Genomic DNA, 25350 nt, shown 5'->3' with positions numbered 1-25350 from the left:
AATGAGTGAAACAGGCTTTAAATACAGTATTTTAGCGTCGGGTTCCAGTGGAAATTCCTTTTATCTGGAAACCCCAAAAATGAAGCTTTTAGTGGATGCTGGCTTGTCTGGTAAAAAGATTACTAGCCTACTTGCTGAAATTAACCGCAAGCCAGAAGACCTGGATGCCATCTTGATTACCCATGAGCATTCAGACCATATCCATGGAGTAGGCGTTTTGGCTCGCAAGTATGGTATGGATCTTTATGCCAATGAAAAGACCTGGCAGGCTATGGAAAATAGCAAGTATCTCGGTAAGGTAGACTCGTCGCAAAAGCATATTTTTGAAATGGGTAAAACCAAAACCTTTGGAGATATCGACATCGAGAGTTTTGGTGTAAGCCATGATGCAGTCGCACCGCAGTTTTATCGCTTTATGAAGGATGACAAGAGTTTTGTCATGCTGACTGATACAGGTTATGTTAGCGATCGTATGGCGGGAATTGTCGAAAATGCGGACGGCTATCTTATTGAGTCCAATCATGATGTAGAGATTTTGCGAGCAGGTTCTTACGCTTGGCGACTCAAACAACGAATCCTATCTGACCTCGGTCACCTTTCTAACGAAGACGGTGCTGAAGCTATGATTCGTACCTTGGGAAACCGCACTAAGAAAATCTACCTTGGGCATTTATCTAAGGAGAACAATATCAAGGAACTGGCTCATATGACCATGGTCAATCAGCTGGCTCAAGCTGATCTGGGAGTCGGAGTGGACTTTAAGGTTTATGATACCTCACCAGATACCGCAACACCCTTGACGGACATATAGAAAGAACGCTGAGAAGGTGTTCTTTTTATATTGACTGAACACCTAAAAAGTAATACAATGGTGTTACCATTAAAAAAGGGAGTGCAAAAGATGACTACTATTACATTAAAAGTTTCTGAAGCTGATAAAACATTTATGAAAGCAATGGCTAAGTTTGAAGGAGTTTCCCTGTCGGAACTGATCCGCACCAAAACTCTCGAAGCTCTAGAAGACGAATACGATGCTCGTGTGGCAGATTTAGCCTATCAAGAGTATTTAGAAGACTTGGAAAAAGGAGTTGAACCCATTACTTGGGAAGAAATGATGCATGATTTAGGCTTGGAGGATGAATAATTTGTATAAATTAGTTCCGACAAGACGATTCATCAAGCAATTGAAAAAATTGGATCGTTATACGCAGAAGCTAATTACAAACTATTTACAAGCCAATGTTTTGGAAGACCCAAGACGACACGGAAAGGCTTTGGTTGGTAATCGTGTTGGTCAATGGCGCTATAGAATTGGTAATTATCGAGTTATCGTACAAATTGTAGATGATGAATTAGTCGTTGCTATTCTAGAAGTTGGTCATCGGAGAGATATTTATTGAATTACTTTTTTCAAGTAAATTTTCATTCTTTTAAATATGATATAATAGGGCTTACAATACAAGAGAGGTTGCTTTATGGCAATAGATATTAGTGAAGAGCAGTTGGCTAAGGAGTCTGCTGATTTATTAAAAATACTTTTAAAAGATAGAACAACAAAGAAAAATATAGTTTGGGCGACGCATTCTTATAACTTGTTAGGAAAAGGCTTTAGTCCTAGTGATAGTATTAGTCCAAGTAAGGTTACTGGAAACTATGCTAACTTGATTCAGCCCAGATCTGAAAAATCCAAGTATGAGCAAAAAGATCGTACAAAAATAAGGGCAGAAGTGTTTACACCAACTTGGTTGGTCGCAAAGCAAAATGGATATGTGGAAGCCGACCTTGAAGCTCTGGATCTTGAAGATTATATCCAAGTGCGATGGCTAGAAATTACCTGTGGTGAAGCACCTTATATGGTAACTCGCTATGATACAGTGACTGGTAAGGAAATTCCATTATCTGAACGAGTTGGTTTTGTTGATAGAAAATTGCAGCGCATTAGTCGTGAGGTCTCAGATGAAGTCACCTTTTATGAATTTGTAAAAAAAGCTTATCGAGCTTCTTATGGCTATGAGTATCAAGGAGATTCTCTCCTTTTGGCGCGTGAGAATCTTTTGGCAACTTTTGAGGACTATTATCTAGCTAAGACTGGAAATCAACCAACATTAGAGCAAAAGAAAGAAATTGCGACTATTATTTCTTACAATGTCTTTCAGATGGATGGATTGAAAAAAAGTAGTCCTTATTCAGCTAAACAAAGGCAATCTCAACAATTGAGTTTGTTTGCGGATGAGCTAGAGGTCCAAGATGTAGAAGAATCTAAAACCCATATCAAAGACTGGAAAAAGAATAGAATGATAGGTTTTGAGCGCCTATCTAGCGAGGAAAGTGAAATGAAATTTGATGTCGTGATAGGAAATCCGCCGTATCAGGAAATAGGAGAAGCTAGAGATGAGCCGATATATCACTATTTTATTGATGAAGCTTATAAAATCGCAGATAAATCTATACTAATCACCCCAGCAAGGTTTTTATTTAAAGCTGGTCAAACTCCTAAAAATTGGATGGAAAAGATGCTTGAAGACAAGCATTTAAAAGTTCAATTCTATGAACTTAAAAGCGGTAAAGTATTTACAGGAACGGATATTAAGGGTGGAGTAGCAATAACTTATCGTGATGTTGATAAAGATTTGGGACCAATCGGAGTATTTACTATTTTTGAAACTTTGAATGGTATTGTAAAAAAAATCGAAAAACATCCAGAATTTGAAACTTTTTCTGATTTAGTTTATCCTCAAGGTATTTATAGATTTTCAAATAAACTTTTTTCTGATTATCCAAATGCTGAAAAGCTGCAAGGAAAAGGGACAAAAAATAAAATTGTTTCGAAATCACTAACTCAGTTAGATTTTGTTTTCAAAAACAACGAAGAAAAAGACCATGTTGCTCTACTTGGAAGAATTGGCTCCGAACGTGTTTATCGATATATTAATAAAAAATATTTAGATTTACCGGAAACATTCGAAAATTATAATGTTTTTGTACCAGAAGCTAATGGAAGTGGTGCCTTAGGTGAAGTCTTATCAACACCCCTAATCGGGGAACCCCTAATCGGGCATACAGATACTTTTTTATCTATTGGTAATTTTAAAACAAAATTTGAAGCCGATGCTTGTATTAAATTTATTAAAACTAAATTCGCTAGAGTATTATTAGGTGTTTTGAAAGTTACTCAGCATAATTCACGCAAAACTTGGTATTACGTCCCCCTCCAAGACTTTACGGTCAATTCGGACATTGATTGGACACAATCAGTGGCTGATATTGACCGCCAGCTTGATCAAAAATATGACCTTTCCCCTGAAGAAATTGCCTTTATTGAGAATCATGTAAGGGAGATGGATTAGAAAAGTATTTTTATTTGACAAATAGTGCTCAATGATCTAAAATGACTATATAGGATTAGGTCAGGAAGCATACGATGCCCTGACCCTTTTTGTACTTATGAGATGAGAAAGTCATTTGTTAGATAAATTGACTTCGTTAGCAAACGTTCAAAAAAGGAAAACTTATGCCAGTAGAAATTAAAACCACTAAAGAGATTCATCCTAAAATCTATGCCTATACCACACCGACAGTAACCAGTAATGAAGGCTGGATTAAGATTGGGTATACAGAACGTGATGTCACACAACGTATCAAGGAGCAAACGCATACAGCTCATATAGCTACAGATGTCTTATGGACTGGTGATGCAGCTTATACAGAAGAGCCTGATAAGGGGAAAACTTTCAAGGACCATGATTTCCACCATTTCTTGTCTTTCCATGATGTAGAACGTCGTCCTAAGACGGAATGGTTCTATTTTAATGGAACTCCTGAAAAATCAAAAAATCTTTTTGATAAGTTTGTTCAGCATGATTTGTCTGGTTATCAGCCTGGAAAAGGACAGGACTATACTCTGCGACAAGAGCAAGAAGAAGCAGTTGCTAAGACATTAGCTTATTTCCAAGAACATGCTGGAGGCAAGTTTCTCTGGAATGCCAAGCCACGCTTTGGTAAAACCTTGTCTACCTATGACCTAGCTCGACGGATGGAAGCTGTCAATGTCCTAATTGTAACAAACCGCCCTGCCATTGCTAACTCATGGTATGATGATTTTGAAACATTCATAGCAGGTCAAACGACTTACAAGTTTGTTTCTGAATCAGATAGCCTTAAGAGTCGTCCAATCTTGTCACGACAAGAATTTCTTGGTATTTTAGCTGACGATGTAAGACAACTTGCTTTTATCAGTCTCCAAGACTTGAAAGGTTCTGTTTATTTAGGTGGCGAGCACGATAAACTCAAATGGGTGACTGATCTGCATTGGGATTTGTTGGTTATTGACGAGGCTCATGAAGGAGTTGATACCTTCAAGACTGACCAAGCCTTTAATAAGATCCGTCGAAACTTTACCTTACACCTTTCTGGAACTCCATTTAAAGCATTGGCAAAGGGAGAGTTTACCGAGGAGCAAATCTATAACTGGTCTTATGCTGATGAGCAGGCAGCCAAAACTATTTGGTCGCCTGAGCAAGAAGAGGAAAATCCATATGAAACCTTACCTCAGTTAAATCTCTTTACCTATCAAATGTCTCAGATGATTGGTGAAGAGCTAGAGAAAGGCGCTCAACTTGATGGTGAAAATATTGACTATGCTTTTGACTTGAGTGAATTTTTCGCTACAGATGATAAAGGTAAATTTATCCATGAGCAAGATGTCAGAAATTGGTTAGATACTCTATCAAGCAATGAAAAATATCCATTTTCAACCAAAGAACTCCGTAATGAACTCAAGCATACTTTTTGGCTTTTAGAACGTGTCGCTTCGGCCAAAGCATTAAAAGCCCTACTAGAAGAACACCCAATCTATGAAAACTATGAGATCGTTCTAGCTGCTGGTGACGGACGTATGTCCGAAGAAGACGATAAAGTCAAACTCAAATCCTTGGACTTGGTTAGAAAAGCGATAGCAGGTAATGACAAAACCATTACCCTATCCGTCGGTCAATTGACGACAGGTGTCACTATCCCTGAGTGGACAGGTGTATTGATGTTATCGAATTTGAAATCACCTGCACTTTATATGCAGGCCGCCTTCCGTGCTCAAAATCCTTACTCATGGATCGATAACAAAGGAAATCACTTTCGCAAAGAAAGAGCCTATGTATTTGACTTTGCGCCGGAAAGAACCTTGATTCTCTTTGATGAGTTTGCCAACAACTTATCGCTTGCGACTGCAGGAGGCGGCGGGACTTCGACAACTCGTGAAGAAAACATCAGAGAATTACTCAATTTCTTCCCTGTCATAGCTGAAGACCGTGCTGGTAAAATGGTTGAAATTGATGCCAAGGCGGTTCTAACCATTCCTCGCCAGATAAAAGCTAGAGAAGTTCTTAAACGTGGCTTTATGTCCAATCTATTATTTGATAATATTAGCGGTATTTTCCAAGCTAGTCAAACAGTTCTAGATATTTTAAATGAGCTGCCAGTTGAAAAGGAAGGGAAGGTACAAGATAGTTCTGATTTATTAGACTTTTCAGATGTTACAGTCGATGATGAGGGAAATGCAGTAGTAGACCATGAAATTGTAGTTAATCAGCAAATGCGACTTTTTGGTGAAAAAGTTTATGGGCTTGGTGAATCTGTTGCTGAGTTAGTCACAAAAGATGAGGAACGAACTCAAAAACAATTGGCAAATGATTTGAGTAAGACAGTTTCTTCAGTGATTGTAGAAGATTTAAAAGCTGAATACAACCTTAAAACTCGGGAAACAGACCAAATCAAGAAGCAAATTACAGCAACATTTGATAATGAAATTCGAAAAAATGACATTGAAAGAAAAATTTCTGAAGCTCGTATCAAGCAAGAATTGCAGCAACAAATTAAAGAAGCAGATGATAAGGAGCAAAAGGATAAGATTCAAGAAGATTTTGATAAACGTTTAGAAGAAAATAATCTCATTCACAAAGAAAAACTAGAGCAAACACTCAAAAAAGAAGTAGAGAAAATGCCTGAGAGATTTATCGAACAGGTTGAGAGAAAACGTGTTGAGCAGTTGAAACAATCAGCTCAAGATGAGATTCGTGACCATCTTCGTGGATTTGCACGAACCATCCCAAGTTTTATTATGGCTTATGGCAATCAATCTCTAACACTTGATAATTTTGAGACCTTTGTTCCTGAGCAAGTCTTCTTTGAGGTGACTAGTATTACGATTGATCAATTTCGTTATTTGAGAGATGGAGGACAAGATTTTGCAGGACATCTCTTTGATAAAGCAACATTTGACGAAGCTATTCAAGAATTTCTTCGCAAGAAAGAGGAGTTGGCGGATTATTTTAAAGACCAAAAAGAAGATATTTTTGACTATATTCCACCACAGAAAACCAATCAGATTTTCACTCCTAAACGGGTAGTGAAGAGGATGGTAGATGATCTTGAAAAAGAAAATCCAGGAATATTTGATGATCCATTTAAGACATTTATTGATTTGTACATGAAGTCTGGTCTCTATATTGCTGAACTTGTTAAGCGACTATATAATAGCGAAGGTTTGAAAGATGCATTTCCAAATTCTGAAGAACGCTTAAAACATATCTTAGAAAACCAAGTTTATGGATTTGCTCCGTCTGAGATTATCTATAACATTTCCACTAATTTTATATTTGGCAATCTTTCTAAAGATATCAGTAGGAAGAATTTTGTTTTAGCAGATACCATTCCAGCGGCTAAAGAAGGGCGCATTCAAAAGTTGGTTGATTCCTATTTTGAAAATAATTAAAAAGAAGGCTGAGTCAAAATTCTTTGAAATCAGAAAAAACGCATAAGATAAGGTATTGACAATCCTTGATATTATGCGTTTTATTGTGGGAAGATGTATAATGGATTGAAATAAGATATGAACAAATCAATTAGGAATTTAAAGCATTTTATAACAACGTTTTAGAGTGATAGGGTGCTATTTCAACTTCAACCTACTATAATACAGAAAAAACAACTCCCTGATGATTCAAGGAGTTGTCTATAGTTAAATTAATTTTTAGAAGCTTCTTAGAATTCTGGATTTTTCCATGCTTCGTCAATAATAGCTTGCAATTCTTTAGCAGATGCTTGCATTTTTTGAGTTTCTGCATCGTTCAATGGAATGTTTACTGGACGAACGATACCGTGTGCTCCAACGATAGCTGGTTGACCGATAAAGACGTTCTCAATTCCGTATTGACCTTCTTGGAATACGGAAAGTGGAAGTACTGCGTTTTCATCGTCAAGGATTGCTTTAGTGATACGAGCGAGGGCTACAGCGATACCGTAGTATGTAGCACCTTTCTTGTTAATGATTGAGTATGCAGCGTCGCGAACAGAAATGAAGAGTTCTACAAGGTCAGCTTCATTCAAGTCACGGTTAGCTTGCAACCATTGTTCCAATTTTACACCGGCAACGTTAGCATGTGACCAAACGGCAAACTCAGAGTCACCGTGTTCACCCATGATATAGGCGTGAACTGAACGAGCGTCAACACCGATTTTTTCAGCAAGGGCTTGACGGAAACGAGCTGAGTCAAGTGAAGTACCTGAACCGATAACGCGTTCTTTAGGGAAACCAGAGAATTTCCAAGTTGAGTAAGTCAAAACGTCAACTGGGTTAGCAGCAACAAGGAAGATACCTTTGAAACCTGATTCAACAACTTGAGTTACGATTGATTTGTTGATAGCAAGGTTTTTACCTACAAGGTCAAGACGAGTTTCACCTGGTTTTTGAGGTGCACCTGCAGTGATCACAACAAGGTCAGCGTCTGCACAGTCAGAGTATTGAGCTGCATAGATTTTTTTAGGTGAAGTGAAGGCAAGGGCGTGACTAAGGTCAAGCGCATCACCAACAGCTTTTTCATGCAATTGTGGAATTTCGATAATTCCAAGCTCTTGTGCAATTCCTTGGTTAACAAGTGCAAAAGCGTAAGATGAACCTACAGCACCATCACCGACAAGGATAACTTTTTTGTGTTGTTTAGTTGAAGTCATTGTTCTAAACATCTCCTTAATTTTATTAGGGGATTTTCCCTAGACAACTTCATTCTATCACTTTTAAAAAACTTTGTCACGAATATGCCGTATAGTTCTCTATGTAAACGTTTTAGTGGTTTAGAGGCTGAAATAGATGGAAATTTATGGTATAATGTTGTTACTTACTAATTGTGAAATGAGGCATTTATTAATGCAGGATAAAAATTTAGTGAATGTCAATCTGACAAAGGAGATGAAGGCTAGCTTTATCGACTACGCCATGAGTGTTATCGTAGCGCGAGCTCTTCCTGATGTTCGAGATGGCTTAAAACCTGTTCACCGTCGCATTCTCTACGGAATGAATGAATTGGGTGTTACTCCAGACAAACCCCATAAAAAATCTGCTCGTATTACAGGGGATGTCATGGGTAAATACCACCCACACGGGGATTCCTCTATCTATGAAGCCATGGTCCGTATGGCTCAATGGTGGAGCTACCGTTACATGCTTGTAGATGGTCATGGGAATTTTGGTTCCATGGATGGAGATAGTGCTGCCGCTCAACGTTATACCGAGGCACGTATGAGCAAGATTGCTCTGGAAATGCTTCGTGATATCAACAAAAATACAGTTGATTTCGTTGATAACTATGATGCCAACGAACGGGAACCCTTGGTCTTGCCAGCGCGTTTTCCAAACCTTTTGGTTAATGGAGCAACTGGTATCGCGGTTGGGATGGCAACCAATATTCCACCTCATAATCTGGGTGAAACCATTGATGCAGTGAAGTTGGTCATGGATAATCCTGAAGTGACTACCAAGGACTTGATGGAAGTCTTGCCTGGACCAGATTTTCCAACTGGTGCTCTTGTCATGGGGAAATCAGGTATCCATAAGGCTTATGAAACAGGTAAAGGTTCGATTGTCCTACGTTCTCGTACAGAGATTGAAACGACTAAGACTGGTCGTGAGCGCATCGTTGTAACAGAATTTCCTTACATGGTCAATAAAACCAAGGTGCATGAGCATATTGTTCGCTTGGTTCAGGAAAAACGCATTGAGGGTATCACAGCAGTACGTGATGAGTCAAACCGTGAAGGTGTTCGATTTGTTATTGAAGTCAAGCGCGACGCCTCAGCCAATGTTATTCTCAATAACCTCTTCAAAATGACCCAAATGCAAACCAATTTTGGTTTCAATATGCTGGCTATCCAAAATGGTATACCGAAAATTTTGTCTCTTCGTCAGATTTTGGATGCTTATATCGAGCACCAAAAAGAAGTGGTTGTTCGTCGTACACGTTTTGATAAGGAAAAAGCGGAAGCGCGCGCTCATATCTTAGAAGGTCTCTTGATTGCGCTAGACCATATCGACGAAGTGATTCGTATCATCCGTGCTAGTGAAACGGATGCGGAAGCACAAGATGAGTTGATGAGTAAGTTTAAGCTTTCTGAACGTCAAAGTCAGGCCATCCTAGACATGCGTCTTCGTCGTTTGACAGGTTTGGAACGCGATAAGATTCAATCTGAGTATGATGACCTCTTGGCTCTGATTGCGGACTTAGCGGATATTCTTGCTAAGCCTGAACGTGTTTCTCAAATCATCAAAGACGAATTGGATGAAGTTAAACGTAAATTTTCCGATAAACGCCGTACAGAGTTGATGGTTGGACAGGTCTTGAGTCTCGAGGATGAGGACTTGATTGAAGAATCGGATGTCTTAATTACCCTTTCTAACAAAGGATACATTAAACGTCTGGACCAAGCTGAATTTACTGCTCAAAAACGTGGAGGTCGTGGTGTCCAAGGAACAGGAGTGAAAGATGATGACTTTGTTCGTGAGTTAGTATCAACTAGCACCCATGATCATCTGCTCTTCTTCACAAATAAAGGACGAGTTTATCGTTTGAAAGGTTATGAAATTCCTGAGTATGGTCGGACTGCCAAAGGGCTACCAGTAGTCAATCTCTTGAAATTGGATGAAGACGAAAATATTCAGACGGTTATCAATGTTGAGTCTGATCGCAGTGATGATGCTTATCTCTTCTTTACAACCCGTCACGGTATTGTGAAGAGAACCAGTGTTAAGGAATTTGCCAATATTCGTCAAAATGGTCTCAAAGCGCTGAATTTAAAGGATGAAGATGAGTTAATCAATGTCTTGTTGGCGGAAGGAGATATGGATATTATCATTGGTACCAAGTTTGGTTATGCAGTTCGCTTTAATCAATCAGCCGTTCGTGGTATGAGTCGTATCGCCACTGGTGTGAAAGGTGTTAACCTTCGTGAAGGAGACACAGTTGTTGGTGCCAGCTTGATTACTGATCAAGATGAGGTTCTTATTATCACAGAAAAAGGATATGGTAAGCGTACAGTCGCTACTGAATACCCAACAAAAGGTCGTGGTGGTAAGGGAATGCAGACAGCTAAAATTACCGAAAAAAATGGCTTGCTGGCCGGTCTTATGACTGTTCAAGGGGATGAGGATTTGATGATTATCACTGATACAGGTGTCATGATTCGAACCAATCTTGCCAATATTTCACAAACAGGACGTGCAACTATGGGAGTTAAAGTAATGCGCCTGGATCAAGATGCTCAGATAGTGACTTTCACAACGGTTGCGGTGGCAGAAAAAGAAGAGGTTGGGACAGAAAATGAAACAGAAGGTGAAGAATAATGTCTCATAAAAATAATAAAAAGAAAAACAAGCGAAAAAATCTGCTGACAAATATCCTAGCAGGATTTCTGATATTACTGTCACTGGCTTTGATTTTTAATGCGCAAATTCGAAATATTTTCATAGTCTGGAATACCAATAAGTATCAAGTTAGCCAGGTATCAAAAGAAAAATTAGAAGAAAATCAGGATACAGAAGGCAATTTTGACTTTGATTCTGTCAAAGCTATCTCTTCGGAAGCTGTTCTAACTTCTCAATGGGATGCTCAAAAATTACCAGTTATTGGGGGAATTGCAATTCCTGAATTGGAAATGAATTTGCCGATTTTTAAAGGACTTGATAATGTTAATCTCTTCTACGGAGCTGGTACAATGAAACGCGAGCAAGTAATGGGGGAAGGAAATTATAGTCTAGCTAGTCACCATATCTTTGGTGTTGATAATGCTAATAAAATGTTATTTTCTCCTTTAGATAATGCTAAAAATGGCATGAAGATTTATCTAACCGATAAAAATAAAGTTTATACTTATGAAATACGTGAAGTCAAACGTGTGACACCGGATCGTGTTGATGAAGTTGATGATAGAGAAGGGGTCAATGAAATCACATTAGTAACCTGTGAAGACCTTGCTGCTACAGAACGTATTATTGTCAAAGGTGATTTGAAAGAAACAAAAGATTATTCACAAACATCTGATGAAATCCTAACAGCTTTCAATCAACCATATAAACAATTTTATTAATACAAATCAGTGAAATCCAGAATTTCACTGATTTTTTTAAGATTTTCATAAAAATATAGTAAAATGAAATAAGAATAGGACGAATCGATCAGGACAGTCAAATCGATTTCTAACAATGTTTTAGAAGTAGAGGTGTACTATTCTAGTTTCAATCTACTATACTTGCCAAAAGGTGTCGGCTCCATCTTTACCTTCCATGTCAAAGGTGGGGAGGCAGAAGCACGCAAGGTCATTGATCATTTAGAAATCTTCTCTGATCTTGCAAATGTGGCAGATGCTAAATCGCTTGTTGTCCATCCAGCAACAACCACTCACGGTCAATTGTCAGAAAAAGACCTAGAAGCGGCAGGTGTCACACCAAACCAAATTCGTTTGTCAATCGGACTTGAAAATGTAGATGATTTGATTGAAGACTTGCGCTTGGCCTTGGAGAAAATTTAAAGTAAAAGAAGATAAACAGTGGGTTTCGACTCGCTGTTTTTGATTTTCCTTCAGGCATGATATAATGGATAAAGAAGTCTAGAAAGAGGAACGATATGAACGAAATCAAATGTCCCAACTGTGGGGAAGTCTTTACAGTAAATGAAAGCCAGTATGCTGAACTTTTGTCCCAAGTGAGAACGGCAGAGTTTGATAAGGAACTACACGATAGGATGAGGCAAGAACTGGCCTTGGCTGAGCAAAAGGCTATGAATGAGCAACAGACTAAACTGGCTCAGAAGGATCAAGAAATTGCGCAATTACAGAGTCAGATCCAAAACTTTGATACAGAAAAAGAATTGGCCAAGAAAGAAGTTGAAGAGACAAGCCATCAGGCCCTCTTGGCTAAGGACAAGGAAGTACAGGCTTTGGAGAACCAATTGGCCACTTTGCGTTTAGAGCATGAAAATCAACTGCAAAAGACCCTTTCTGACCTAGAAAAAGAACGTGATCAGGTTAAAAATCAGTTACTATTGCAAGAAAAGGAAAATGAGTTGTCTTTGGCTTCTGTTAAGCAAAACTATGAAGCCCAGCTTAAAGCAGCTAGTGAACAAGTCGAGTTCTATAAGAATTTCAAAGCCCAGCAATCTACAAAAGCGATCGGGGAAAGTCTGGAACAGTATGCAGAGAGTGAGTTTAACAAGGTCCGTAGTTTCGCCTTTCCAAATGCCTACTTTGAGAAGGATAACAAGGTCTCTGCGCGTGGGTCTAAGGGAGACTTCATCTTCCGTGAGTGTGATGAAAATGGGGTAGAGATTATCTCCATCATGTTTGAGATGAAGAATGAAGCTGACGGAACGGAGAAGAAGCACAAGAATGCAGATTTTTACAAGGAATTGGACAAGGACCGTCGGGAGAAGAACTGTGAGTATGCCGTTTTGGTGACCATGCTTGAGGCTGATAATGACTACTTTAACACAGGGATTGTTGACGTCAGTCACGAGTATGAAAAGATGTATGTGGTTCGTCCTCAATTCTTTATTCAGTTGATTGGGCTCTTACGTAATGCGGCTCTTAATTCTTTAAAATACAAGCAGGAGTTAGCGCTTGTTCGCGAGCAAAATATCGACATTACACATTTTGAGGAAGACTTGGATGCTTTTAAACTAGCTTTTGCTAAGAACTATAATTCAGCTTCGACCAACTTTGGAAAAGCTATTGATGAAATCGACAAGGCCATCAAACGCATGGAAGAGGTTAAGAAATTCCTGACCACATCTGAAAACCAACTCCGTTTAGCTAACAACAAATTGGAAGATGTCTCTGTTAAAAAATTGACCCGGAAAAATCCAACCATGAAAGCGAAATTTGAAGCATTGAAGGGGGAGTGAGAAAGCAAAAATGAACGGTATTATCAACTTAAAAAAAGAAGCGGGGATGACCTCGCATGATGCGGTTTTTAAACTGCGTAAGATTTTGGGAACCAAGAAAATTGGTCATGGTGGGACCTTGGATCCAGATGTAGTGGGCGTTTTGCCCATTGCGGTTGGCAAGGCGACCCGCATGGTCGAGTTTATGCAGGACGAGGGCAAGGTCTATGAGGGGGAAATCACTCTGGGTTATTCCACGACAACTGAGGATGCCAGTGGGGAAGTGGTCGCAGAGACACCTGTTTTATCGCAATTGGATGAAAAGCTTGTTGATGAAGCGATTGCGAGCTTGACTGGGCCTATTACCCAGATTCCCCCTATGTATTCGGCAGTTAAGGTTAATGGTCGCAAGCTCTATGAGTATGCGCGTGCTGGTCAGGAAGTGGAGCGTCCAGAACGTCAGGTGACCATTTATCAATTTGAGCGAACAAGTCCGATTTCTTATGATGGCCAACTTGCCCGATTCACTTTTCGTGTAAAATGCAGTAAAGGGACTTACATCCGTACTTTGTCAGTTGATTTGGGTGAAAAGCTTGGTTATGCGGCTCATATGTCTCAGTTAACTCGTACTAGTGCTGCTGGCTTACAATTAGAAGACGCACTGACCTTGGAGGAAATTGCTGAAAAAGTAGAGGCTGGGCAATTAGATTTTCTCCATCCTTTAGAGATTGGGACAGGTGATCTTGTCAAAGTTTTCCTAAGTCCAGAAGAAGCTACAGAAGTTCGCTTTGGTCGTTTTATTGAGCTAGACCAAACGGACAAAGAACTGGCTGCCTTTGAAGATGATAAATTGTTAGCCATTCTAGAAAAACGAGGCAATCTCTATAAGCCAAGGAAGGTTTTTAGCTAGATTGTTTAGGAATAAAAATCGGGTGATAGATAACAATTGCTTGATAAAACCCCATACTAATAGTAGAATAGTTTTGGGAATTATAATATTCCAATTGTTGCGAGTTGTAGATACTCAAATAATCTATATAGAAATTTAGAGGTGTGAAATGAAGCAACTTAAAATTCTTTCAGATAAATATTTAGAGTCCATTACAGGTTCTGGTGGGAACTTAGGCCCAGGAATATATTGTGTAGACGTTAAAGGTCGAGCAAAATGCAGTATCAATCCTGGAGAGTTTTGGGGGTACACGGGAAGTGTAATAGTCAATGGCTGGATTAATTATGGTCCATGGGCACCTAGACCAGGATTTGGTGTGATAATTCCATGATGCAAAATGAGTTTCGAGAAAGGGTGGAGCAACTTCTTCAACAAAAAGAAATAAATGAAAATAGTGAGTTGAGTCACCTGTTTCGTCTTGCTATACAAAATTTAGACAGAAATGAAAAATACCAATCGGTCATGGCCAATTTGAGTCAAGGGTTGTCGCTTTACCTCATGACGCATCATTACCAGGCACCTAAGTCTGTCATTGATTTTGGTTTATGGATTGCCAAAGCTCCTAGCCAGGAAAGAGGGAGACTGGCTTTCTTGCAGATGCTTGCTCAAACCCTACAGGGCTTTCGTTAAAACTATCGAACATCAGAGGGAAGACTCTGGTGTTTTTTGCTGATGAGACTATAAATTTTGTAAAAAATGTGATAGAATAGACGACGGATAAAATAACGGAGGATAGCATGCAAAATAGACCAATCATTATTGGAGTGACAGGTGGTTCTGGTGGTGGTAAAACCAGTGTTTCAAGAGCCATTTTATCGCATTTTCTTGATGAAAAGATTTCCATGATTGAGCATGATTCATATTACAAGGATCAGTCTCATTTGACCTTTGAAGAGCGTATCAAAACCAACTATGACCATCCATTTGCCTTTGATACAGACTTGATGATTGAGCAGATGAAGGAATTGTTAGCAGGGCGTCCGGTGGACATCCCGACTTATGACTATACAGAGCATACACGGAGTAGCAAGACCTATCGTCAGGAACCTCAAGATGTCTTTATTGTTGAGGGGATTTTGGTCTTGGAGGACAAGCGTCTACGCGATTTGATGGATATCAAGATTTTTGTGGATACGGATGATGATGTGCGCATTATTCGTCGTATCAAGCGCGATATGGAAGAACGTGGCCGTAGCCTTGATAGCGTTATTGACCAGTATCTAGGTGTGGTTAAACCCATGTACCATCAGTTTATCGAGCCGACTAAGCGTTATGCTGATATCGTCATTCCTGAGGGAGTCAGCAATACAGTAGCTATCGACCTGTTGACGACCAAGATTGCTAAGATTTTGGAAGAAGCTCGAAATAGCAAATAAACAGAATTGGAGGCCTTGCCTCCTTTTTCTATTTTTCCCTCATAATGGTACATAAATGGAGATTTTTAGGCATATTTTTGGTATAATAATACCCATGAAAGAGCAAGAAAATGAATAGTAGGTGGAGATGGAAAAGTATTTATCGGTAACAACTTTGACCAAGTATCTGAAAATGAAATTCGATAAAGACCCATACTTGGAGCGGGTCTATTTAACTGGTCAAGTTTCCAACTTTCGTAAACGACCTACTCACCAATATTTCTCCCTAAAAGATGACCATGCAGTTATTCAAGCGACCATCTGGTCTGGGGTTTATCAGAAATTAGGTTTCGACCTAGAAGAAGGAATGAAAATCAATGTGATTGGGCGTGTGCAGGTCTATGAACCAAGTGGTAGCTACTCCATCATCATTGAAAAGGCTGAGCCTGATGGGGTTGGGGCGCTTGCGATTCAGTTTGAACAACTCAAGAAAAAATTGACAGAAGAAGGCCTGTTTCAAGAACGCTTCAAGCAAGCTCTGCCCCAATTTTCTAAGAGAATTGGTGTGGTAACCAGTCGCAGTGGAGCCGTTATTCGAGATATTATCACGACCGTCAGCAGGCGCTTTCCAGGTGTCGATATCCTACTTTATCCGACTAAGGTGCAAGGTGAAGGCTCTGCCGAGGAAATTGCTAGAAATATTGCGCGTGCTAATCAAGGGGACGATTTGGATTTACTCATTATTGGTCGTGGTGGTGGTTCCATAGAGGATCTCTGGGCCTTTAACGAAGAAATTGTGGTACGAGCTATTTTTGAGTCTCGTTTGCCAGTTATTTCTAGTGTGGGGCATGAGACGGATGTGACCTTGGCGGATTTTGTGGCAGATCGACGCGCTGCAACGCCAACAGCGGCGGCTGAACTAGCAACACCTGTGACCAAGTTGGATCTATTAGCTCATTTGCAAAATCAGGAAAAACGGATGGCAACGGCAGTCCGAAATGTCCTATCTAAGAAACAAGAAGCTTTGAAAAAATGCAGTCAGTCTGTTATCTTTAGACAACCAGAACGTTTGTATGATGGCTATATGCAACGCTTGGATCAACTGCAATTGCGTTTGAAACAAAGTTTGCGAACACGGATTTCTGATAACAAGCAATTAGTCCAAGCAAGGACGCATCAACTGGTTCAATTATCACCTGTTACCAAAATCCAACGCTATCAAGACCGTCTAGGCCAGTTGGACAAGCTCCTCCGTAGCCAAATGGCGCTGGTTTATGATGCCAGGGTTGCTGAAGTCAAGAGACTTTCAGAAGCCCTGCTCATGTTGGATACCAGTCGAATCGTGGCGCGTGGTTATGCTATTGTCAAAAAAGAAGAGTCCGTTGTAGATTCGGTTGAGAGTTTGAAGAAAAAAGACCAAGTAACGCTTTTGATGCGAGATGGTCAAGTAGAATTAGAGGTTAAAGATGTCAAAACAAAAGAAATTTGAGGAAAATCTAGCAGAACTGGAGACCATTGTCCAAAGTTTGGAAAATGGTAAAATTGCTCTGGAAGATGCGATTGCTGCTTTTCAAAAGGGCATGGTCTTGTCAAAAGAGCTCCAAGCGACGCTGGACAAGGCTGAAAAGACCTTGGTCAAGGTCATGCAAGAAGACGGAACAGAAAGTGATTTTGAATGAAGAAGCAAGAAAAATTAGCTCTTGTCGAGTCAGCCTTGGAAGATTTTTATGGAGGCCAGCAGTTTGCCTCTAGTTTGCGAGAGTCTGTTCTCTATTCTATTCATGCTGGTGGCAAGCGTATTCGACCTTTTATCTTGTTAGAAGTTCTGGAAGCCTTGCAGGTTGCGATCAAACCTGCTCACGCGCAGGTGGCCGCGGCCTTGGAAATGATTCATACAGGGAGTTTGATTCACGATGACCTTCCTGCTATGGATGATGATGATTACCGTCGGGGACGATTGACAAACCATAAAAAATTCGGTGAAGCTATGGCCATTTTGGCAGGAGACGCTTTGTTCCTAGATCCTTACGCCTTGATAGCGCAGGCAGATTTGCCAAGTCAGATTAAGGTAGACTTGATTGCCAACTTATCGCTTGCTTCAGGAAGTCTGGGTATGGTAGCAGGCCAGGTTTTGGATATGGAAGGCGAACACCAGCATTTGTCTTTGGAAGAACTCCAGACTATTCATGCTAATAAGACTGGAAAACTACTAGCCTATCCCTTCCAAGCGGCTGCTATCATTGCGGAATTGGCACCTGAAATGCAGACAAAGCTGAAAACTGTTGGTGAATTGATTGGGCTGGCTTTTCAGGTCAGAGATGATGTGCTGGATGTGACAGCTAGTTTTGAGGAAATCGGCAAGACACCACAAAAGGATTTGCAGGCTGAAAAATCAACCTATCCAGCCTTATTGGGCTTGGAAGAGGCCATTGCCTTTTGTAACCAGACTTTGGATCAAGCTAATGCCAAATTACACGACATTGCCCAGCAGATTCCCTTTGAGATAGAATCGATTGTAAGAGTAGTAGAAAGTTTGAGAATCAATGGCTAAGGAAAGAGTGGATGTACTAGCTTATAAACAGGGCTTGTTTGAAACGCGAGAGCAGGCCAAGCGCGGTGTCATGGCTGGTCTAGTCCTAGCAGTCCTGAATGGAGAACGGTTTGACAAACCAGGAGAGAAAATCCCGGACGACACTGAGTTAAAACTCAAGGGGGAGAAACTCAAGTATGTCAGCCGTGGTGGCTTGAAACTGGAAAAGGCCTTGCAGGTCTTTGATTTGTCAGTGGAAGGAGCTACAACGATTGATATCGGTGCCTCTACTGGAGGTTTTACCGATGTCATGTTGCAAAATGGTGCTGAACTTGTCTTTGCAGTTGATGTTGGTACCAATCAATTGTCTTGGAAACTACGCCAAGACCCACGAGTTGTCAGCATGGAGCAGTTTAATTTCCGCTATGCTGAAAAGACCGATTTCGAGCAGGAACCGAGCTTTGCCAGTATTGATGTGAGTTTCATTTCCCTTAGTCTGATTCTTCCGGCCTTGCACCGAGTCTTGACAGATCAAGGGCAGGTCGTGGCTCTGGTTAAACCTCAGTTTGAAGCAGGTCGAGAGCAGATCGGGAAAAATGGAATTATTCGCGATGCTAAGGTTCATCAACATGTCCTTGAATCTGTCACAGCTATGGCAGTAGAGGAAGGCTTTTCAGTCCTTGGATTGGATTTTTCTCCCATCCAAGGTGGACATGGAAATATCGAGTTTTTAGCGTATTTGAAAAAAGAAGAGTCAGCAAGCAATCAGGTTCTTGCTGAGATTGAAGAAATAGTAGAAAGGGCGCATAGTCAATTTAAAAATGAATAAAAAAGAGAGACTTGAAAAAATTAGACGATTTGTGACAGATTATCAAATCGGTACACAAGAAGAAATTGTAGAACATTTGAAAGAGGCATGCATCACTGCCACTCAGGCGACAGTATCACGTGATATCAAAGAGCTAGGCATTGTCAAAATTCCTTTGAGAGACAACACCTATGTCTATGAATTGCCAAAATCAATCGTAAAAAGTTTGCAACTAGCTGAATATAATATCGAATCGGCTCAATTGATGGACAAGATGATCAATCTCCAAGTTATTCCAGGAAATACGTCTTTTGTAAAAGCTCAGTTAATTGAGACTTTTGCGGATAAGATTTTCAGCTGTTTGGCTGATGATAGCTCGATTTTAGTCATGGCCAGAAGTGAAAGTCTAGCTGAGGAAATCTTTGAACAAGTAAAAAAATGGTAGGTCTATATGTTACTTGAAATTTCGATAAAAAACTTTGCCATTATTGAGGCTATTTCCCTCCATTTTGAAAAGGGGATGACAGTCCTGACTGGTGAAACGGGTGCAGGGAAGTCGATTATCATTGATGCCATGAATATGATGTTGGGAGCTCGTGCTACGACAGATGTTATTCGTCATGGTGCGCCAAAGGCAGAGATTGAGGGGCTTTTCTCAGTTGAGAATAGTCGTCTTTTACAGGAAATTTTTGATGAGCAAGGTTTAGAATTAGGTGATGAAATTATCATCCGTCGGGAAATCTTGCAAAATGGTCGGAGTATTAGTCGTGTCAATGGCCAGATGGTTAATCTGTCTGTTTTGCGTGCTATTGGACAACATCTGGTGGATATACATGGTCAACATGACCAAGAGGAGTTAATGCGTCCCCAACTGCATATCCAGATGTTGGATGAATTTGGCGATGTAGCCTTTTGGGACTTAAAAGAAACCTATCAAACGAGTTTTGATGCCTATCGGAAAATGCGTAAGCAGGTTCTGGAAGTCAAGAAAAACCAACAGGAACACAAGGCACGTATCGAAATGTTGGAATTTCAAATGGCAGAGATTGAGGCAGCAAACTTGCAGGCTGGAGAAGATTTGGCTCTCAATCAAGAACGTGATAAACTGCTCAACCATAAAAATATTGCGGATACACTGACCAATGCCTACAGTATGTTGGACAATGAAGACTTTTCAAGTCTGGCCAATGTTCGTTCAGCTATGAATGATATGGAAAGTGTCGAAGAGTACGACCCTGAATACCGTGAAATTTCAAGCTCTCTGTCTGAGACCTACTATGTCTTAGAAGACATTAGCAAACGTTTGGAAGCTATTATCGAGGATCTTGATTTTGACGGCAATCGTCTCATGCAGGTTGAGAATCGTTTGGATCTCCTTCATACCATTACCCGTAAGTACGGTGGGACTGTAGACGATATCTTGCTTTATTTTGCCAAGATCACGGGAGAATACAATCTCTTGACAGGCAATAATCTTTCGTCTGAGGACATGGAAGCAGAGCTCAAGAAGTTGGAAGTCAATCTTGTCGACTTGGCAGGTCAGCTTGTCTCTGCTCGTCATGACTTGGCTCAGCAGCTCGAAGTTGAGATTAAACAAGAACTGCAAGACCTTTATATGGAAAAAGCCCAGTTTCAGGTTCGTTTTAGCAAGGGCAAATTCAGTCGTGAGGGCAATGAAATGGTTGAGTTTTATATTTCAACCAACCCTGGAGAAGACTTTAAACCCTTGGTTAAGGTTGCTTCTGGAGGGGAATTATCTCGTCTCATGTTAGCCATTAAGTCTGCCTTTTCACGTAAAGAAGGCAAGACCAGCATAGTCTTTGATGAGGTGGACACAGGAGTTTCAGGTCGTGTAGCTCAAGCTATTGCACAGAAGATTCATAAAATTGGTCAGCATGGTCAGGTTCTGGCTATTTCCCATTTGCCACAAGTGATTGCGATTGCGGATTATCAATTCTTTATTGAGAAGATTAGTAATGACCATTCAACGGTTTCGACTGTTCGTCTTTTGACGGTTGAAGAGCGAGTGGAGGAAGTTGCTAAGATGTTGGCAGGTGATGATGTGACCGAAGCAGCCCTGACGCAAGCCAGAGAATTGTTGAGAAACAGAGAGAAATAAGATGACTGACTATTATGTAATTGGAGATGTTCACGGAAAAGCTGGGATGCTGGAAGACCTTCTCAAAACCTGGGATGGTCAGACCCAGTTGCTCCTTCTAGGGGATTTAATTGACCGTGGTGAAGATAGTCGCCGTGTCCTTGAAATGGTCAAGGACTTGGTGGATAATCAAGGGGCTATCTGTTTGTCAGGAAACCACGAGTATATGTTTTTGACATGGCTAGATGATCCAGAAGAAAGCTATGACCACTATCGTCGTAATGGTGGTGATACAACTATTAACTCTATCCTAGGTCGTCCCTTGGATGCCCCAGTTGACGGGATTGAGGATGCCAAGCGTGTTGCTACTGAAGCGGCAGACTTGGTCAAATTTATTCGTCAAATGCCATTTGTGGTAGAGACAGACAAGTATATCTTCGTTCACGCAGGTATTGATTTGACCTTGGATGACTGGAATGAAACCACAGATTATAAAAAGGTCTGGCTTAGAAAACCATTCCATGAAGCCGAAAATCATACTGGAAAAACTATTGTCTTTGGTCATACACCGGTCTATGGTTTGTTAAAGCAAGATCGAGGTACAGCTGAGCTTTGGACTACAGAAGATGGTAAGATTGGAATGGATGGAGGAGCTGTTTATGGTGGTGTCCTTCACGGGATTGTCTTTACAGACCAAGGGATGACAGAACATCACTTTATTGAGAATGACGGCTTTGTCGCTGAAGATTAGTACTCCTAGCAGGGGATGGTCTTGTCAAAATGTCAAAAACAATTTATAATAAATAGATACCCTGAAAGGAAGAGAATCATGAACTTAGAAGAATTGAAAAAACGACAGGAGAAGATCCGTAACTTCTCTATTATCGCCCATATTGACCATGGAAAGTCGACTCTAGCAGACCGCATTTTGGAAAAGACAGAGACAGTATCCAGTCGTGAAATGCAGGCCCAACTTTTGGATAGTATGGATTTAGAGCGGGAACGTGGGATTACCATTAAGTTGAATGCCATCGAGCTCAATTATACTGCAAAAGATGGGGAAACTTATATTTTCCACTTGATTGACACACCAGGACACGTAGACTTCACCTATGAAGTTTCACGTTCGCTAGCTGCCTGTGAGGGAGCGATTTTGGTGGTCGATGCTGCCCAAGGGATTGAGGCTCAAACTCTTGCCAACGTTTATCTGGCCTTGGATAATGATTTGGAAATCATGCCAGTCATTAACAAAATTGACCTGCCTGCTGCAGACCCTGAGCGAGTGCGTACAGAGATTGAAGATGTCATCGGTCTAGATGCCAGTGAAGCAGTTTTGGCTTCTGCCAAGGCTGGTATTGGGATCGAGGAAATCCTTGAGCAAATTGTAGAAAAAGTACCAGCACCAACGGGTGATGTGACGGCGCCTCTTAAGGCTTTGATTTTCGACTCAGTTTACGATGCTTACCGTGGGGTTATCCTCCAAGTGCGTGTCATGGATGGGGTGGTCAAACCTGGCGATAAGATTCAGCTTATGAGCAATGGCAAGACCTTTGATGTGACCGAAGTCGGTATCTTTACACCCAAAGCAGTTGGTCGTGATTTTCTTGCGACTGGGGACGTTGGTTATATTGCGGCTTCTATCAAGACGGTTCAGGACACTCGTGTGGGTGATACCGTTACCTTGGCAACCAATCCTGCGACAGAGCCATTACATGGTTACAAACAGATGAATCCTATGGTCTTTGCGGGTCTCTATCCTATCGAGTCAAACAAGTACAATGACCTACGTGAAGCCCTTGAAAAATTGCAACTGAATGATGCTAGTCTTCAGTTTGAACCAGAAACATCTCAGGCTCTTGGATTTGGTTTCCGTTGTGGTTTCCTTGGACTTCTTCATATGGATGTTATCCAGGAACGTTTGGAACGTGAGTTCAACATTGACCTCATCATGACAGCTCCGTCTGTTATCTATAAGGTTAATTTGACCGACGGTGAGTCTATGGATGTGTCAAACCCATCTGAGTTCCCAGACCCAACTAAGATTGCGACCATTGAAGAGCCTTATGTCAAGGCGCAAATCATGGTACCACAGGAGTTCGTCGGAGCAGTAATGGAGCTAGCTCAGCGTAAGCGTGGGGACTTTGTGACTATGGACTATATTGATGATAACCGTGTCAATGTTATCTATCAAATTCCTCTTGCTGAAATTGTCTTTGACTTCTTTGATAAACTTAAGTCTTCGACACGTGGTTATGCAAGCTTTGACTACGAATTGTCAGAATATCGCCCATCTAAGCTGGTGAAAATGGATATCCTTCTCAACGGAGACAAGGTGGATGCCCTCAGCTTTATCGTTCACAAGGATTTTGCCTACGAACGTGGGAAACTCATCGTTGATAAGCTCAAGAAAATCATCCCTCGCCAACAATTTGAGGTTCCAATCCAAGCAGCAATTGGACACAAGATTGTCGCTCGTACTGATATTAAGGCCCTTCGTAAGAACGTACTTGCTAAATGTTATGGTGGTGATGTTTCTCGTAAACGTAAACTCCTTGAAAAACAAAAAGCTGGTAAGAAACGTATGAAAGCTATTGGATCAGTGGAAGTCCCACAAGAAGCCTTCCTCAGCGTCTTGAGCATGGATGAAGAATAAGTTATCAGAAATGCCTTTCCTTGTTCACAGGAAATGTATATAAGAATCAATAGTAAAGCAGGCTTTAATGGCCTGCTTTTTTATAAACTATCAAGAAATCGGAGAAAATAATGGTATAGTAGATTGAAACTAGAATAGTACACCTCTACTTTTAAAACATTGTTAGAAATAGATTTGACTGTCCTGATAGATTTGCCCTGTTCTTATTTTTTCATTTCACTATAAAATTTTAAATTTGTGACCATATCTTGACTGTATTTTCCTCTCTTTTTCGAATAAGTAAATAGAATAATCAAATCTAGATTAAAAAATGTGCTATAATGAAAGGAGAAGCAATATGACTGTACGTCATCCGGGCATTAGCCCGACCAATGATTTGGTTGCTAAGAAGATTTTTAGCAATCCGGAAATCACTTGTCAATTTATTCGCGATATGCTGGATTTACCAGCCAAAAATGTGACCATTTTGGAGGGAAGTAACATTCACGTCTTGCCTTCCATGCCCTATTCGGCGCAAGATTTCTATACCAGTATAGATGTTTTGGCGGAGTTGGATAATGGTACGCAAGTTATCATCGAAATTCAGGTTCATCATCATAATTTTTTCATCAATCGTTTATGGGCTTACCTTTGCAGTTAGGTCAATCAAAATCTTGAAAAAATTCGTCAACGAGAAGGTGATACTCATCAGAGTTATAAACACATCTCACCAGTATACGCTATCGCAATTGTGGATAGTAACTACTTCTCAGATGACTTGGCTTTTCATAGTTTTAGCATGCGAGAGGATAGGACAGGTGAGGTTTTAACAATTACAAACAATGGACAGGAAAACCATCTGGTTAAGATGGCATTCTTGGAACTAAAAAAATACAGAGAAACCAGCAAAGACGAGGTTCGCAAGCCATGGTTGGAGTTTTTCGGGAATAAACCCTTTACCCAAGAACCTGAGCGAGCCATCAGCCAAGCAGACCAACTGCTAGATTACAAGAGCTGGTCTGAGGAGGACAGGGAGATGTTTAGTCAACTACGTATGCGAGAAGAACAAGCCTTATTAGCACAGGACTATGCCTTGGAACAAGCTGAAGAAAAAGGGTTGGAGAGAGGTCGTGCAGAGGGGCTTGAACAGGGATTAAAAGTAGGTTTAGTAAATCTAGTCCGCCAAGGTCTTCTGACTTCTGAGGTTGCTAGCCAGCAGTTGGGCATAACCGTCGCTGAGTTTGAGGAGCTATTGAAAAAATACAAATAAGCCCTAAAAAATACAGAGAAACCAGCAAAGACAAGGTTCGCAAGCCATGGTTGGAGTTTTTTGTAACTCTCTATCTCCTAGATAGGGTTCGATAAAATACAGTGATTTCGGAGTTAGCTAGTTAGGTCATTTGTAAATCAAGTAAGCCTAAGAGAAGTAGTGATCTTAGAAAAACTGGAGCTGGCTAGCTAATAATCTAATCTATAAGAATCCCTAAGCAAGGGGTTAGAATCTATAAACTGGCCTATGATTTAGTTTTATCCATAAATGATTAAAAAGAGGGTATGGCGTGTCTACTACAGAAGAGCGGCTTTTTAATGATACAATGCTAGGATTTGTTTTTATCAATTAGCATTTGATGTGCTTAACATCAGGGGGAAATTACTTCGAAACAAACCGTAACTAAAATGTTATCAAATTGTAATAAAACCTTGATTTGTATATGTTTCTCAAGACAGAATCGTCAGGAAGCTTGATAGAATAGCTTTGTACAGCCTATCCATATATAT

General features: G+C 40.5%; 21 protein-coding genes and 2 pseudogenes. 22 read left to right on the top strand and 1 reads right to left on the bottom strand.

Annotated features, from left to right (window positions below; all coding sequences use genetic code 11):
• Position 1 precedes the first annotated feature (1 nt).
• The 5 genes from walJ to HT688_RS02290 all read left to right on the top strand — a co-directional run bounded on the left by walJ (position 2) and on the right by HT688_RS02290 (position 6766).
• Positions 2-811, top strand: a complete 810-nt coding sequence (gene walJ / locus HT688_RS02310; protein WP_172923511.1) for an exodeoxyribonuclease WalJ — start codon at positions 2-4, stop codon at positions 809-811.
• Between the two features lie 90 nt (positions 812-901).
• Complete coding sequence (gene relB / locus HT688_RS02305; RefSeq protein WP_000208079.1) at positions 902-1144, top strand: type II toxin-antitoxin system RelB family antitoxin; 243 nt, start codon at positions 902-904, stop codon at positions 1142-1144.
• A 1-nt stretch (position 1145) separates the two neighbouring features.
• Positions 1146-1400, top strand: coding sequence for a type II toxin-antitoxin system RelE family toxin (locus HT688_RS02300; protein ID WP_007285186.1), 255 nt, complete (start codon positions 1146-1148; stop codon positions 1398-1400).
• Positions 1401-1475: 75 nt separating this feature from the next.
• Positions 1476-3347, top strand: a complete 1872-nt coding sequence (locus tag HT688_RS02295) for an Eco57I restriction-modification methylase domain-containing protein (RefSeq protein WP_023940171.1) — start codon at positions 1476-1478, stop codon at positions 3345-3347.
• Between the two features lie 164 nt (positions 3348-3511).
• On the top strand, positions 3512-6766 hold the full coding sequence (locus HT688_RS02290) for a DEAD/DEAH box helicase family protein (protein ID WP_172923510.1): 3255 nt from the start codon (positions 3512-3514) through the stop codon (positions 6764-6766).
• Between the two features lie 269 nt (positions 6767-7035).
• On the opposite strand, the gene HT688_RS02285 is transcribed toward HT688_RS02290, so the two are convergent.
• Complete coding sequence (locus tag HT688_RS02285) at positions 7036-8004, bottom strand: L-lactate dehydrogenase (protein WP_000204723.1); 969 nt, start codon at positions 8002-8004, stop codon at positions 7036-7038.
• Between the two features lie 193 nt (positions 8005-8197).
• Between HT688_RS02285 and gyrA the strand changes: the two genes are divergently transcribed.
• From gyrA to HT688_RS02200, 17 genes and pseudogenes are all read left to right on the top strand, one after another.
• Positions 8198-10666 (top strand): DNA gyrase subunit A, encoded by a 2469-nt coding sequence (gene gyrA / locus HT688_RS02280; RefSeq protein ID WP_101514747.1) that lies wholly within the window; start codon positions 8198-8200, stop codon positions 10664-10666.
• Positions 10666-11409 carry a sortase SrtA gene (gene srtA, locus HT688_RS02275; protein ID WP_000018518.1) on the top strand — a complete coding sequence of 248 codons (744 nt, stop codon included), beginning with the start codon at positions 10666-10668 and terminating at the stop codon, positions 11407-11409. Before gyrA ends, srtA begins: the two co-directional genes overlap by 1 nt.
• A gap of 159 nt (positions 11410-11568) precedes the next feature.
• Positions 11569-11850: pseudogene (locus HT688_RS02270) on the top strand (PLP-dependent transferase); the annotation flags it as partial.
• A gap of 95 nt (positions 11851-11945) precedes the next feature.
• The gene (locus HT688_RS02265; protein WP_050207941.1) at positions 11946-13220 is read left to right on the top strand and encodes a DUF2130 domain-containing protein; all 1275 of its coding nucleotides are present in this window, start codon (positions 11946-11948) and stop codon (positions 13218-13220) included.
• A gap of 10 nt (positions 13221-13230) precedes the next feature.
• Positions 13231-14109, top strand: coding sequence for a tRNA pseudouridine(55) synthase TruB (truB, locus tag HT688_RS02260; protein ID WP_001013283.1), 879 nt, complete (start codon positions 13231-13233; stop codon positions 14107-14109).
• Positions 14110-14257: 148 nt separating this feature from the next.
• Positions 14258-14479 (top strand): leucocin A/sakacin P family class II bacteriocin, encoded by a 222-nt coding sequence (locus HT688_RS02255; protein WP_000811515.1) that lies wholly within the window; start codon positions 14258-14260, stop codon positions 14477-14479.
• On the top strand, positions 14476-14778 hold the full coding sequence (locus HT688_RS02250; protein ID WP_000983427.1) for a bacteriocin immunity protein: 303 nt from the start codon (positions 14476-14478) through the stop codon (positions 14776-14778). The genes HT688_RS02255 and HT688_RS02250 overlap by 4 nt, the downstream gene beginning before the upstream one ends.
• 107 nt (positions 14779-14885) lie before the next feature.
• A complete protein-coding gene (gene udk, locus HT688_RS02245) occupies positions 14886-15524 on the top strand; it encodes a uridine kinase (RefSeq protein WP_001181364.1) in 639 nt (212 codons plus the stop codon).
• Between the two features lie 127 nt (positions 15525-15651).
• On the top strand, positions 15652-16992 hold the full coding sequence (xseA, locus tag HT688_RS02240) for an exodeoxyribonuclease VII large subunit (RefSeq protein ID WP_000417491.1): 1341 nt from the start codon (positions 15652-15654) through the stop codon (positions 16990-16992).
• Positions 16970-17182: an exodeoxyribonuclease VII small subunit gene (locus HT688_RS02235; protein ID WP_000043232.1), complete on the top strand. Its 213-nt coding sequence runs from the start codon at positions 16970-16972 to the stop codon at positions 17180-17182. The genes xseA and HT688_RS02235 overlap by 23 nt, the downstream gene beginning before the upstream one ends.
• Positions 17179-18054: a polyprenyl synthetase family protein gene (locus tag HT688_RS02230; protein ID WP_000743837.1), complete on the top strand. Its 876-nt coding sequence runs from the start codon at positions 17179-17181 to the stop codon at positions 18052-18054. The genes HT688_RS02235 and HT688_RS02230 overlap by 4 nt, the downstream gene beginning before the upstream one ends.
• Positions 18047-18862 carry a TlyA family RNA methyltransferase gene (locus HT688_RS02225; RefSeq protein WP_001041041.1) on the top strand — a complete coding sequence of 272 codons (816 nt, stop codon included), beginning with the start codon at positions 18047-18049 and terminating at the stop codon, positions 18860-18862. Before HT688_RS02230 ends, HT688_RS02225 begins: the two co-directional genes overlap by 8 nt.
• Positions 18855-19286 carry an arginine repressor gene (locus HT688_RS02220; RefSeq protein ID WP_172923509.1) on the top strand — a complete coding sequence of 144 codons (432 nt, stop codon included), beginning with the start codon at positions 18855-18857 and terminating at the stop codon, positions 19284-19286. Before HT688_RS02225 ends, HT688_RS02220 begins: the two co-directional genes overlap by 8 nt.
• Before the next feature lie 6 nt (positions 19287-19292).
• Positions 19293-20960, top strand: a complete 1668-nt coding sequence (gene recN / locus HT688_RS02215; RefSeq protein WP_172923508.1) for a DNA repair protein RecN — start codon at positions 19293-19295, stop codon at positions 20958-20960.
• Position 20961: 1 nt separating this feature from the next.
• Entirely contained in the window at positions 20962-21690 is a 729-nt protein-coding gene (locus HT688_RS02210; protein WP_172923507.1) for a metallophosphoesterase family protein, read from the top strand.
• Between the two features lie 78 nt (positions 21691-21768).
• Positions 21769-23592 carry a translation elongation factor 4 gene (gene lepA, locus HT688_RS02205; protein ID WP_001047210.1) on the top strand — a complete coding sequence of 608 codons (1824 nt, stop codon included), beginning with the start codon at positions 21769-21771 and terminating at the stop codon, positions 23590-23592.
• A 337-nt stretch (positions 23593-23929) separates the two neighbouring features.
• Positions 23930-24841, top strand: a pseudogene (locus HT688_RS02200) (Rpn family recombination-promoting nuclease/putative transposase).
• Positions 24842-25350: the final 509 nt, after the last annotated feature.

The sequence above is a fragment of the Streptococcus sp. 1559 genome (assembly GCF_013276735.1).
Lineage (GTDB): Bacteria > Bacillota > Bacilli > Lactobacillales > Streptococcaceae > Streptococcus > Streptococcus pseudopneumoniae.
This window is presented reverse-complemented; position numbering and strand designations above follow the sequence as displayed.

Bases quoted from the DNA above. Each gene is read 5' to 3' on its own strand.
- walJ (WP_172923511.1), top strand. From the start codon at position 2: ATGAGTGAAACAGGCTTTAAATACAGTATTTTAGCGTCGGGTTCCAGT.
- relB (WP_000208079.1), top strand. From the start codon at position 902: ATGACTACTATTACATTAAAAGTTTCTGAAGCTGATAAAACATTTATG.
- HT688_RS02295 (WP_023940171.1), top strand. From the start codon at position 1,476: ATGGCAATAGATATTAGTGAAGAGCAGTTGGCTAAGGAGTCTGCTGAT.
- HT688_RS02290 (WP_172923510.1), top strand. From the start codon at position 3,512: ATGCCAGTAGAAATTAAAACCACTAAAGAGATTCATCCTAAAATCTAT.
- HT688_RS02285 (WP_000204723.1), bottom strand. From the start codon at position 8,004: ATGACTTCAACTAAACAACACAAAAAAGTTATCCTTGTCGGTGATGGT.
- gyrA (WP_101514747.1), top strand. From the start codon at position 8,198: ATGCAGGATAAAAATTTAGTGAATGTCAATCTGACAAAGGAGATGAAG.
- srtA (WP_000018518.1), top strand. From the start codon at position 10,666: ATGTCTCATAAAAATAATAAAAAGAAAAACAAGCGAAAAAATCTGCTG.
- HT688_RS02265 (WP_050207941.1), top strand. From the start codon at position 11,946: ATGAACGAAATCAAATGTCCCAACTGTGGGGAAGTCTTTACAGTAAAT.
- truB (WP_001013283.1), top strand. From the start codon at position 13,231: ATGAACGGTATTATCAACTTAAAAAAAGAAGCGGGGATGACCTCGCAT.
- HT688_RS02255 (WP_000811515.1), top strand. From the start codon at position 14,258: ATGAAGCAACTTAAAATTCTTTCAGATAAATATTTAGAGTCCATTACA.
- HT688_RS02250 (WP_000983427.1), top strand. From the start codon at position 14,476: ATGATGCAAAATGAGTTTCGAGAAAGGGTGGAGCAACTTCTTCAACAA.
- udk (WP_001181364.1), top strand. From the start codon at position 14,886: ATGCAAAATAGACCAATCATTATTGGAGTGACAGGTGGTTCTGGTGGT.
- xseA (WP_000417491.1), top strand. From the start codon at position 15,652: ATGGAAAAGTATTTATCGGTAACAACTTTGACCAAGTATCTGAAAATG.
- HT688_RS02235 (WP_000043232.1), top strand. From the start codon at position 16,970: ATGTCAAAACAAAAGAAATTTGAGGAAAATCTAGCAGAACTGGAGACC.
- HT688_RS02230 (WP_000743837.1), top strand. From the start codon at position 17,179: ATGAAGAAGCAAGAAAAATTAGCTCTTGTCGAGTCAGCCTTGGAAGAT.
- HT688_RS02225 (WP_001041041.1), top strand. From the start codon at position 18,047: ATGGCTAAGGAAAGAGTGGATGTACTAGCTTATAAACAGGGCTTGTTT.
- HT688_RS02220 (WP_172923509.1), top strand. From the start codon at position 18,855: ATGAATAAAAAAGAGAGACTTGAAAAAATTAGACGATTTGTGACAGAT.
- recN (WP_172923508.1), top strand. From the start codon at position 19,293: ATGTTACTTGAAATTTCGATAAAAAACTTTGCCATTATTGAGGCTATT.
- HT688_RS02210 (WP_172923507.1), top strand. From the start codon at position 20,962: ATGACTGACTATTATGTAATTGGAGATGTTCACGGAAAAGCTGGGATG.
- lepA (WP_001047210.1), top strand. From the start codon at position 21,769: ATGAACTTAGAAGAATTGAAAAAACGACAGGAGAAGATCCGTAACTTC.